Source organism: Rhizobacter sp. (assembly GCF_046595475.1).
Taxonomy (GTDB): Bacteria; Pseudomonadota; Gammaproteobacteria; order Burkholderiales; family Burkholderiaceae_C; genus Rhizobacter.
In genome coordinates, this window is the sequence record NZ_JBKJOQ010000016.1 from 21,338 (window position 1) to 32,329 (window position 10,992).

Here is a 10,992-nt window from a genome sequence, read left to right on the forward strand (position 1 = left end):
GCTCATGTTCAAACGACGAGAACTCCCCGGCTGGCTGGCGATCGTGCCCCGCAAGCAGCGCATGGAGTTTGCCCATGTGGTGCGCGGCGGCGAACGCCCCACGCTCACGTTGCTCGAATCGACGGCGCGGGCTGGCAACAGCGACACCGAGGCGCTGCTGCGGGCGCGCAAAGCGCTCAAGCTGCAGAACTACCGCTGCACGACCTGGATAGAGCCCGGTGCCTACCAGATGATCCAGGTGGGCAAGCCCAACGTGCCCGATGCCGAGCTGCGCGCCGCCTTGCGCTGGAGCGTGAAAGACTCGCTCGACTTCCCCGTCGAGCAAGCCATGATCGACGTGCTGCCCATCCCCACCGACGGCATGCCACCCGGCCGCGATGCCATGGCCCTGGTGATCGCCGCCAAGCGCCAGCCGCTGGCCGACCGCATCCAGGCCTTCCAGCACGCCCACATGTCACTGCAAGTGATAGACGTGCTCGAAGCCGCGCAGCGCAACATCGCCGCGCTGTTCGAAACCAAAGACCGTGGGCTCGCCATGTTGGGCTTCCATGAGAACGGCGGCCTGCTCACCTTCACGCGCAATGGCGAGCTGTACGGGCTGCGCCACATAGACGCCGACCCCGTCACGCTGGCCAACCCTGAACAGCGCGAATCGGCCTTCGAGCGCATCGGCCTTGAGCTGCAGCGCTCGCTGGACGGCTTTGACCGCCAATTCAGCCAAGTGGCGCTGCAGCGCGTACTGCTCGCCGGCCACCCGGCAGCCGAGGCGCTGTGCAACTACCTCAAAGACAACATCTACTTGCCGGTCGAAGTGGCCGACCTGGCCACCGTGATCGAGGCCGACCCTTACAGCCCGCTGAGTGACGTGAACGAGCAGTCGGCGTGGTACACGTCGATCGGCATGGCGCTGCGCGTCGAAGACCCGCCCAAGGTCGCGGCATGACGCAAAACATCAACCTCTACGACGCCTCGCTGCGCACGCGCCGCGACTGGCTCACCACGGTGAATGCCGCGGCCGCGATCAGCGTGTGCGCGCTGGCGGCAACGCTGGGCACCGCCTGGGTGCGCTACGACCTCGCGCAGCTGCAAGCGCCTGCCGCCGAAACCAACAGCGCTTTGCAAGCCGCGCAGACCGAGCTCACCGACCTGAACCAGCGCATGTCCGACACCAAGCCCGACGCACGCCTGCAAGCCGAAGTGCAGTTTGCGCAGACCACCCTCACCCAACGCCAGGCCGCACTTGAGCTGCTGCGCGGGGGCGGCCTGGGCAACGAGGCCGGTCACGCGGCAGCGCTGAATGCGTTTGCGCGCCAGTCGATCAACGGGCTGTGGCTGACCGGCGTGGTACTCGATCACCAGCAGGTGGCCTTGCGTGGCCGCGCGCTGAACCCCGACCTCATTCCCGGCTACGTGGCCCGCCTGAACAAAGAAGCCGCGCTGCAAGGCCGCTCGTTTCGCGCGCTTGACATCGAGCGCCCCGTGCATGCCGCCGACGCGGCTGCCTCGATGCCTGAGCGCCGCGCCGCCTACGTGGAGTTTTCGCTTGTGAGCGCACTCGGCGCCGAAGCGCCTGCCAAGACCGTGCCCAAGGAAGCCACACCATGAAGGCCCATTGGACAAAACTCAACGCCCGCTTCATGGCCATGCCGCGGCGCGAGCGCATGCTGCTGCCCGGTGCCCTCTGCTTTGCCATCTTGATGCTGAGCCACTTGCTGCTCATAGAGCCGGCTCGCAAGCAGCACCGTGTGCTGCAGCAGCAGTTCACGCAAGAAACCAATGAGCTGACGGTGGCCCAGACGCAGCTCAAGATTCTGAACGCCAAGCTGGCCAACCCCGACGCCGATCTTCATGCGCAGCTCAAGGGGCTGCGCACACAAACCAGCGCCGCCGACGATCAGTTCAAGCAGCTGCAAAGCTCGCTCGTGCCGGCGCAAGAGATGAGCCAGTGGCTGGCCGGCCTGCTACAAGCCCAGCGCGGCCTGCAGCTCACCGGCCTGCGCAGCTTGCCCGTGGCCTCGGTGGCTGACCTGGTGGCGGCCAAGAACGCACCCAGCCCGGCCGCTGCCGCGGCGTCTGCTGCGGCTGCCGCTGCTGCTGCTGCTGCCGCAGACAGTTCTAAACCACCCGCCGCCACGCCACCTGCGACACCCGAAACCTGGCTCTACCGCCACGGCGTGGAAGTGACGCTGCGCGGCAACTACGCCGACCTCACGGCCTATCTCAACTCGCTGGAGCACCTGCCGCGCCGCGTGTACTGGGGTGAGCTGAAGATCAATGCACAAGACAGCCCCGCAGTGGTGATGACATTGACCGTCTACACCATCAGCCTGGAGAAAACATGGTGGGTGATATGAGCAAGCCGCGCATGAGCAAGCCCGTGTGGATGGCCGTGTACCTGCTGGGCAGCGCGCAGGCGCATGCCCAGGAGCGCTTGCCCGACCCGACCCGCCCGCCCCCCGGCCTCGAAGCCGCCAATGCGGCCTCAGCGCCTGCGCAGGCAGAGAGCCTGGTGCTGCAATCGGTGCTGCTGGGCACGGGCCGCGCGCCTGCTGCCGTCATCAACGGCCAGCTGGTGCCACTCGGTGGCCTGGTGGGCGAGATGCGCCTGGCCCAGATCAACGAACTCGGTGTGCAGCTGCGCGGTGCCCAAGGCACCACAACGCTCAAGCTGACACCTGAAGTGCAAAAGCAGGCGCGGTCACACCGCATGGAGCCCACGAAATGAACTTCAAACTCTGCGCACTCGCCGCCTTGCTGGCCCTGGCCGGCTGCGTCACATCACAACTGCCCCCGCAGTCCACCCTCGACCGCATCAACGAAGAGATGGCGCGAGCTTCGGCACGCGAAGCGAGCAAGCCAGTTGCGCCACCCGATGCCGTGAGCCGCGCGCTGCTGCCGCCACTGGCCAACGAGCCGGTGAAGCTGCCAGCACCGAGCGAGCCCCGCTTCGACCTGGCCGTGTCAAACGCGCCAGCGCAGCAAGTGTTCTTGCAGATCGTGACCGGCACACGCTACAGCATGCTGGTGGCGCCCGAGGTGAGCGGCGTGGTTGCGCTGAACTTGAAGAACGTGACCGTGCGCGAAGCGCTAGACGCACTGCGCGACCTGTACGGCTACGAGTACACGATGCAAGGCACTCGCATCCATATACAGCCCAACGCCTTGCAGACGCGCATCTTTCAGGTGAACTACCTGGCCGGCAAGCGCGGCGGCACCAGTGACACACGGGTGATCTCGGGCTCGGTGTCGTCGGCCGGCTCGGGCGGCACGCCTTCAACCTCTTCCTCCAGCACGCCATCGTCGGGCGGCAGCACGCAGGTGAGTTCGCAGAGCACCCACATCACGACAGAGACCGACAACGATTTCTGGACCGAGCTGCGCAACACACTTACCGCCATCGTCGGCAACGACAAAGACCGCAAGGTCATCGTCAACCCGCTCTCCGGTGTGGTGGCGGTGCGCGGCTTTCCGCAAGACCTGCGCAACACCGAAAACTACCTGCGCATGACGCAGCTGATCGTGGAGCGGCAGGTGATGATCGAAGCCAAGATCATCGAAGTACAGCTGAGCGACAACTCCACCAGCGGGGTCAACTGGTCGGCCTTTCGCAATGCCAACAGCCATATTTCGGTCGGGCCCATCTCGCCCGGCACCAACCTGCTGAACTCGAGCGCCACGGCCACCGCGTCGATGACGACCGGCTCCAACACGCCCGGCACCTCGCTCACCGCCACGCCGGGCGCCAGCCTGATCAGCGATTCAACCAACCTCGGCAGCCTGTTCGGCCTGGCCTTTCAGAGCCCCAACTTCGCCGCCATGCTGCAGTTCCTGGAGACGCAGGGCAATGTGCAGGTGCTGTCCAGCCCGCGCATTGCCAGCATCAACAACCAGAAGGCCGTGCTCAAGGTCGGCACTGACGAGTTCTTCGTCACGGGTGTCACCACCACGGTCACCTCGTCTGCCACCGGCGCGCCCATCGTCACGCCGACCATCACCGTGCAACCCTTCTTCTCGGGCATTGCGCTCGATGTGACGCCGCAGATCGACGAAAACGACCAGATCATCTTGCACCTGCACCCCTCGGTGAGCGTGGTGGCCGAGAAGCAGAAAAACGTGAACCTGGGCACCCAGCTCGGCGTCTTCCAGCTGCCGCTGGCCGCCAGCACCGTGAACGAGAGCGACTCGGTGGTGCGTGTGCAAGACGGCCACATCGTCGCCATCGGCGGGCTGATGAAGCAGCAGCAAACCACCTCGGCCTCGGGCCTGCCCGGCACCACCGACTCTGCATTCGGCGGGCTGGTGGGCACCAAGAGCCGCAGCGGCTTGAAGAGCGAGCTGGTGATCTTGCTCAAGCCCACCATCTTGCGCAACGAGCGCAGCTGGCAAGCCGATGCCAACGAAACGCAAGAGCGGCTGAGCAAGTTCGACACACGCTCGACGACCACCAAGTAAATCGCCATGTACCTCGCCCACTTCGGTCTGAATGAGCTGCCCTTCGGGTTGACGCCCGACACGGCCTATGCCTTTGCCACGCGTGCGCACCAGGAGGCACTGAACACGCTGCTGCTGGCTGCGCGCAGCGGCGAAGGCTTCATCAAGATCACAGGCGAGGTGGGCACAGGCAAAACACTGCTGTGCCGCCGCTTTCTGGCCACGCAGGGTGAAGACTGCGTCACCTGCTACCTGCCCAACCCCTTGCTCACGCCCGCCACTTTGCTGCTGGCCCTGTCCGAAGAACTTGAGCTCAAACCTGCGGCTGGCGCTACCGAGTACCAGCTGCTCAAGAGCATCAACGAAGAGCTGCTGTCGCTGGCCGCCGAAGGCCGACACGTGGTGGTTTGCGTAGACGAAGCGCAAGCCTTGCCCTTGAAGACGCTGGAAACACTGCGCCTGCTGTCAAACCTGGAAACCGAAAAGCGCAAGCTGCTGCAAGTGGTGCTGCTCGGCCAACCCGAGCTCGACACGCGGCTCGCGCTGTCGTGCATGCGGCAACTGCGCCAGCGCATTTCATTTCACTACCGGCTCGTAGGCATGGACCGCGCCGAGCTGCGCCAGTACCTGCATCACCGCATGCGCGTGGCGGGCTATAACAGCACCGAGGTGTTCAGCGCGTCGGCGGTTGCGGCGCTGCAGCGTGCCAGCGGTGGCACGCCGCGCCTGGTCAACATCCTCGCGCACAAGGCGCTGCTGACCGTGTTCGGCTCAGGCGACAGCGTCGTCGAAGCCCAACACATACGCGCTGCGGCACGCGATACCGACGGCTCACTGTCATGCAGGCCGCGTTGGTTGAGCTGGATGAGCTGGAGCGCGAGATGAGTCTCATCAATCAGGTGCTTCGCGATCTGGACAAGCGGCAAGCCGTCGCGGCTGGCAACGCGCCGAGCGCTGCTGCGGTGAAATCTGCCAAGGCAGTGGCACCCGCAAACGCACTTCGTCGCGCCGCGCGCTGGGGGGTTGGCGTGGGCCTCACGTTGACCGCCATCGTCGTGGGCGGTGTGGCGCAAGGCAGCATCTCGTGGCCCGCGGGCATGAGCAGCAAGGCACAGCCGGTGCCTGTGGCAGCCGTGGCCGTGGCCCTTGCGGCACCTCAGGCTGTGGCGCCGCCCTTGGTGGCAACTGCCGTAGCCGAGGTACGCCCCGTTGTCGTGGCCGAGGTGAAAGCGCCCGCGCCTGTCGCCGTGAAACCTGTCTCAATCGCCTTGGCGACACCGACGAGCCGCCCTACCCTCGTCAGCACCCCCAGACCGCTCACGACCCGACCGGTGCCTGATGCCGCAGCATCGCTCGTCACGGCCTTGCCGCGAGGCGAGGCTCGCATCGACAAGCGCATGTCGACCCGCACACCCCAAGAGCGCGCCGAGGCGGGCTACCAACGCGGCGTGACCGCGCACCAGGCGGGGCTGATCGATGAGTCCGCCAAGGAGTTCATTGCCGCGCTGCGCGAAGACCCAAGCTTCGCGCCGGCCCGCCTGGCTCAGGCGGGCTTGCTGATCGGTCAATCAAGACTCGATGATGCGTTTGCGCTGCTGCAGGAAGGCCATGCGATGACACCGCAGCAACCTGCCCTCGCCTTGATGCTGGCCCGGCTTCAAACCGAGCGGCAAGACCTGCCAGGCGCGGCCACCACCCTACAAACCGCGCTGCCGCGGGCCACGAACAACGCGGAGTATTTGGGTTTCTACGCTGCGATATTGCAGCGCGCGAGCCGGCATGCCGAGGCGAGCGAGCAGTTCAGCATTGCGCTGCGACTCGCTCCGGCCAACAGCGTGTGGTGGATGGGGCTGGGCATTTCACTGGCAGCCGAAGGGCAGACCGGCGCCGCGCGAGAGGCGTTCATGCGGGCCAAAACCACAGGCGCATTGCCGCCGGAGGCGGGGCAGTATGTGGAGGCGAGGCTGCGGCAGATGCTTTGAGGAGTGGCGCGACAGCTGGAGCAGCTGTCGCGCCCACGCCTTGTCAGACAGCGCGTCGGCGCACATGGGCTCGCAATGAGGCCTTCAGGCCAGCACACCTTGCGAAGCTGATTGAGCCAGGCGGTCGGAGTGATCAACCTGTGCAAAACGCAGCTTGTGGTCACCGCCGACATACACCATGCGAGGGTCCGAGGGCCAAGTCTCGTCGGTGTCAAAGCCGGCCAGCGAGTCGTGCACGTAGTCATCAAAAAACGCGATGACCTTCTCGTCCTTCAGGCCTAGCCCGCGCTCGAACTCGTCCAGATACGCATCGACCAGGCCGCGGTAATGCGGCCTCAGCTTGCCGAGGTGCATGTCGGTAGTGGGTGCCTTCTTGGCCTTCCTGCGGGCCTTGAGTTCAGCGATGCGTGCTTTGGTGTCGGTGATCTGCGGCTCGTACCGGCCATTGATTTCACGCCACATGCGCTCGCCCTCGGCGGTGGGCCGCAGGGTCACCGGGTCCAGCCCGGCGCCACTCATATTCAGCCGTGCCATTTCACTGTTGCGCTGCATTTCCAGTCTGCCCAGCTTCTCTCGCAGGGTGTCCAATTCTTCATCGAACTCGTCTTCGCGCATCCAGCCCACGATTTGCACTGCATCGTCATAGAGCATCTGGTCGTACTTGGCGATAGAGGCATTGAGCTTGCTGTCGTCAGCCGCCGTGGTGACACGGGCACGAATGCGGTCGCACCGAATCTGCTTTTGCTCGGTGTCGCGCTTGGCCAGCTCATGCTTTTGCACCAGCACAGGGTTGACGGGTGTTCCGAAGCGGATCAGCGCCCGCTGCGCATTGTCAAGCTCGACGCGCGCGTGCCACTGCCGGTCTTGCGCTTGCATCAAATCTTTGGCGGCGGCGTTGTAATCAGCATCAAGCTTCTTGCGGTCTGAGGCGAAGGTAGCCTCGTGCGACATCACCTGCTCTTGCTGCTGCGTGGCATGGCCGGTTCGTGCAGACTCGCGTGCGATGCGTATGGCCCGAAAGCGCCATGCGTAATAGGCGCGCATGTGCTTGACCATCTCGCCGCCCAAGCCGCTCCTGGCGCCCGGCACGCTGTAGGTGTTGTGGTGCTTGAGGTAGCGCTGCCATAGATCCAAGGTCTTGGCGTATTGCTCGGCGACCGGACCGTCTAGTGCGAAGTCATCACGCTCAACCCCCACCAACCCGCTCAACGGAACCAACGGCACGCCGGCTTTGAGCGCCAGTTCATGCATGCTTCTCAACGCAACCAGGCTCAGCTGTGCGCCCTTCTCGGGCCGGCAGCCTCCCTCGCCCGGCCGGTACCCACCGCCCACATCGGAATGCACACCTGGGTAAACCCACTCGTTGGTATTTAGCGGCAACGCAAACTGATGGGGCGACGCTGCATACAACACACTGTCAGAGGCAAAGGAGTTGCGCAGCTCATGCCCGGCCACCATGTGGGCACAGCGCTTCACCAGGTCGCCGATGGCCATGCCAGTGGCCCAATCAGCGTGGCCATCAGCGGGCCCAGGTGCCGGGTCAGCCCCCGCCTCGCCAAAAGCCAGTTGTTTGAGTTCCGGCGTCTGAAAAGCCCGCCTCACTGCACCTGCTGATCCCTCCAGTGCCTTGGCATAACGGTTGCGTTGCAGGTTGTTGGCGCTGGGTGGCAAACCCGCGGAGGCCACGGTGTCCCACAGCCCTAAGAAGGTGATCTCGATGGGGTAACCACCCTTGCGCAGCCGCCAGCCAGTAGCGCTCTTGGCATCAGGCTCGCAGAGCTTTTGCAGGTCTCGCGCAAAAGCGCGCGCTTGCGCAGCACCGCGCGAAAAGCCAAAGGCCGAGACCTTGATCCAGCAGATCTTGTTGGTGGGGTTCAGCGCGCGCTTCTCGGCGTCTTCCACCTTCTCGCGCAGGCGAGCGAAAGCCCAGTTCAAGCGGGCTTGCCCCATCGCGCCGAAGCCGCGGCCAAACATGGTGCCACCTGGGTCTTGGACTTCGCGGTCCATGAAGTAGGTGCCGATGCCGGGGAGGTAAAAGCGATAGAGCCCTTTAGCGTCGTTATCCTCACGATGCGAGCGATACAGCCGTGCCACGTTGCTGTGCTCCCACGTGCCAACATCGGCATCGAGGTTGTTACCTGTTCCATCGAAGAAAAAGCTCAGTGTCAAGCTTTGCTGACACGACATGGGTGGTGGGTCAGGCCGAGTCGCCGAAGGGTCACTGAAGGGAATGCGTGTGGGGCACACCGGTGGCTTCAGTGACTCCATGCCGGGAAGACCGAACAGAGCCAGATCGGCCGCAGCGCTGACCTGCCGGTGCGCAGCGCAGAGTTGTGGAGTATCAGTAGCCATCTTTGCACCTTGAGTACTTCTCGTCGTTGTTGAGGTTGCCCGTCTCGTGGCGCTCTCCTCGGCTAAAAGCTTCCAGCTTCACTCGGGGTAGCGAAGCTCGCTGCGTGACATCGATTTCGATATGCCCATCCTGGTAGAAATGGACTTCGAGATACCGTGGCTCCACTGGCACAGGGCTGATGAGTCTGACGGTCTGTTCGCACCAACGTTTGCGGTCTCGGGACCACTTGATCCTGAACTCGGTTCCAAGAGGCAAGCCGGAGGTCACAGATGCACAGCAGGTGTGCCCTCCGCCCGGAGATGTTGGTGTGCTGACAGCGAGATTCCCTCCGCCTGCCCCATCGACCTCAAAGCTGTCGATGTACGTATCGGTGTAGTTGTAGCCATAAGCCACCACCGAATAGTGTTTGGGGTTGCCCTGGGCATCGCGTTCAACGGGAACAGCAGAAGCCGCCGCGAGCGCAGACGGTGCCGAACCCGCTGGCGCGGGGGAGCGGCTGGGACTGCATGCCGTGCTCAACAGCGTGGTGGCCACAGCCACCGCAGCCCACATCCGACGCGCCGTCACACGCCCTGATTCAGTAGCCATCTTTGCACCTTGAGTACTTCTCGTCGTTGTTGACGTTGCCCGTCTCGTGACGCCGCGCGTAGCTTGCTCTTTCGAGCTTGCGGCGTGGGGGCGTTGCTTCATGAGTCACGTCGATTTCGATATGTCCGTCTTGGTAGAAATGCACCTCGAGATAGCGCGGCTCCACCGGGACGGGTTTCACGAGCTTGACGGTCTGCTCGCACCAGCGCTTGCGGTCGCGCGACCACTTGATCGTGAACTCGGTTCCTAGGGGCAGGCCGGAAGTCACCAGAGCGCAACAGGTGTTCTTTCCGCCTCCTGCCGTGGGAATACTGACCTCAAGATTCCCTCCCCCTGCTCCATCGACCTCAAAGCTGTCGATGTAGGTGTCGGTGTAGTTGTAGCCATAGGCGATGACCGAATAGTGTTTGGGGTTGCCGTGTACATCGGGTTCAACAGGCACCGCAGAAGCCGCTGCCAGCGGTTCGGCTGACCGGCTCGGGCCACATGCGGCACACAGCACGAGAAGCAAGACCGCACCCACGCGAGCGGCCCACGAGCTGGCGTGATGATGCCCGCTCATGCCGCGTCATCTTGAAAGACTTGCGCTAACGGCAACTCGCCCTTGCGATGCGCCGCCAAGCGGCTCGCCCAGGGCTCCTGGCCGGCAAAGCCCGCCCCTTGCAGCAAGGCGATGTCCACGTAGGCCAAGGCTTCCAGCGTGTCGTTCAGGCCCCACTTGCGCGCGTCGGCTACCAGCGGCGCAATGCGCTCGTATTGCTGCGGCGGGGTCAGCCCGTGCAGGGTGGAGGCGTTCAGGTCTAGCAGTTGGTCGATCACCGAGTCGGTGAGGGCGTCGTCGATCAGGATCTGCTCTTGTTCGGCGTTGAGTTGCAGGGGGCTGGCATAAGCGCTGTCTTGCACCAGCGGGGCCGCAGGCAGCTGCAGCAACTCACCCGCCCGGCTGAGGTAGTGCCATTCGGTTGCACAAGCAGTGAAGGCCGCATATTGCTGAGGACTCAACAGGCGGGGCAGCAAGGTCAGCGCGCGGGTGTCGAAGTAGCGCAGCACCATGCGCAGCCTGTCGGGCAGCATCAACTCGGTTCGCAGACGCAGCTGGGTGTGCAATTCGCTTGTGCTCAAGCCACTCACCAGCACCATCACCCCGTTTGCGTAACGACCCTGCACATACAGCCAGCGTGCAAGCCCAGGTAGCCGGGCATACTCGGCGCCGTCATCGCATAGGAGCAAGGGGCTGGCACCGTCGATGTCGGCGTCGTTCGTGTCGCGCAAGATGTTGCGCTGGGTCATGCCTTGCAAACGCGAACGAGCTTCGGCCATGCGTGGAAAAGCCGATTGATCGACGATCAAATAAACCGCAAGGCTGCGCGCTTTCGCATCGTCTTGCAAATGAGCCAGCCACTTTGCAAAGTTGTTTTCAGCCGACATGACCGTGCCTCAAGCCACCGCCATGCGTGAACCGTTCTTACGTGCCTTGAGCAAGCATGCAAGGCAGATGTGCTGCGGCAACCCCGGCAACGGATAACTCTCGCCCGCCGGCCCGACCATGCTCTTGGTCGCCGCATGCACCGTGATCTTCCCCGGGCACTGCACCGTGATGCCCGAGCCTTGAATCACGATCTGTGCCCCACCCGAAGT

At 64.0% G+C, this 10,992-nt stretch carries 12 protein-coding genes; 7 read left to right on the forward strand and 5 right to left on the reverse strand.

The features are described from left to right. The first annotated feature begins 4 nt into the window (after positions 1-4). The 7 genes from pilM to AC30QB_RS03380 are packed head-to-tail and all read left to right on the forward strand — an operon-like array spanning position 5 to position 6,413. A complete protein-coding gene (pilM, locus tag AC30QB_RS03350) occupies positions 5-943 on the forward strand; it encodes a type IV pilus biogenesis protein PilM (protein ID WP_489544770.1) in 939 nt (312 codons plus the stop codon). Continuing rightward, entirely contained in the window at positions 940-1,605 is a 666-nt protein-coding gene (locus AC30QB_RS03355; protein WP_489544771.1) for a hypothetical protein, read from the forward strand. Before pilM ends, AC30QB_RS03355 begins: the two co-directional genes overlap by 4 nt. After that, a complete protein-coding gene (locus tag AC30QB_RS03360; RefSeq protein ID WP_489544772.1) occupies positions 1,602-2,354 on the forward strand; it encodes a hypothetical protein in 753 nt (250 codons plus the stop codon). The genes AC30QB_RS03355 and AC30QB_RS03360 overlap by 4 nt, the downstream gene beginning before the upstream one ends. 11 nt (positions 2,355-2,365) lie before the next feature. Further along, positions 2,366-2,725 (forward strand): MSHA biogenesis protein MshK, encoded by a 360-nt coding sequence (locus tag AC30QB_RS03365; protein WP_489544773.1) that lies wholly within the window; start codon positions 2,366-2,368, stop codon positions 2,723-2,725. Next, a complete protein-coding gene (locus AC30QB_RS03370; RefSeq protein WP_489544774.1) occupies positions 2,722-4,452 on the forward strand; it encodes a secretin N-terminal domain-containing protein in 1,731 nt (576 codons plus the stop codon). Before AC30QB_RS03365 ends, AC30QB_RS03370 begins: the two co-directional genes overlap by 4 nt. Before the next feature lie 6 nt (positions 4,453-4,458). Then, complete coding sequence (locus AC30QB_RS03375; protein ID WP_489544775.1) at positions 4,459-5,316, forward strand: ExeA family protein; 858 nt, start codon at positions 4,459-4,461, stop codon at positions 5,314-5,316. Beyond that, positions 5,313-6,413: a tetratricopeptide repeat protein gene (locus tag AC30QB_RS03380; protein WP_489544776.1), complete on the forward strand. Its 1,101-nt coding sequence runs from the start codon at positions 5,313-5,315 to the stop codon at positions 6,411-6,413. Before AC30QB_RS03375 ends, AC30QB_RS03380 begins: the two co-directional genes overlap by 4 nt. Positions 6,414-6,497: 84 nt before the next feature. On the opposite strand, the gene AC30QB_RS03385 is transcribed toward AC30QB_RS03380, so the two are convergent. The 5 genes from AC30QB_RS03385 to AC30QB_RS03405 all read right to left on the reverse strand — a co-directional run. Then, positions 6,498-8,765 (reverse strand): phospholipase effector Tle1 domain-containing protein, encoded by a 2,268-nt coding sequence (locus tag AC30QB_RS03385; protein ID WP_489544777.1) that lies wholly within the window; start codon positions 8,763-8,765, stop codon positions 6,498-6,500. After that, complete coding sequence (locus tag AC30QB_RS03390) at positions 8,755-9,354, reverse strand: DUF3304 domain-containing protein (RefSeq protein WP_489544778.1); 600 nt, start codon at positions 9,352-9,354, stop codon at positions 8,755-8,757. The genes AC30QB_RS03385 and AC30QB_RS03390 overlap by 11 nt, the downstream gene beginning before the upstream one ends. Beyond that, on the reverse strand, positions 9,344-9,856 hold the full coding sequence (locus AC30QB_RS03395) for a DUF3304 domain-containing protein (RefSeq protein WP_489544781.1): 513 nt from the start codon (positions 9,854-9,856) through the stop codon (positions 9,344-9,346). The genes AC30QB_RS03390 and AC30QB_RS03395 overlap by 11 nt, the downstream gene beginning before the upstream one ends. A 56-nt stretch (positions 9,857-9,912) precedes the next feature. Continuing rightward, positions 9,913-10,782 carry a DUF4123 domain-containing protein gene (locus AC30QB_RS03400; protein WP_489544779.1) on the reverse strand — a complete coding sequence of 290 codons (870 nt, stop codon included), beginning with the start codon at positions 10,780-10,782 and terminating at the stop codon, positions 9,913-9,915. 9 nt (positions 10,783-10,791) lie between these two features. After that, positions 10,792-10,992, reverse strand: a 201-nt coding sequence (locus AC30QB_RS03405) for a DUF2345 domain-containing protein (RefSeq protein ID WP_489544780.1), incomplete at its 5' end; no start/stop codon positions are given.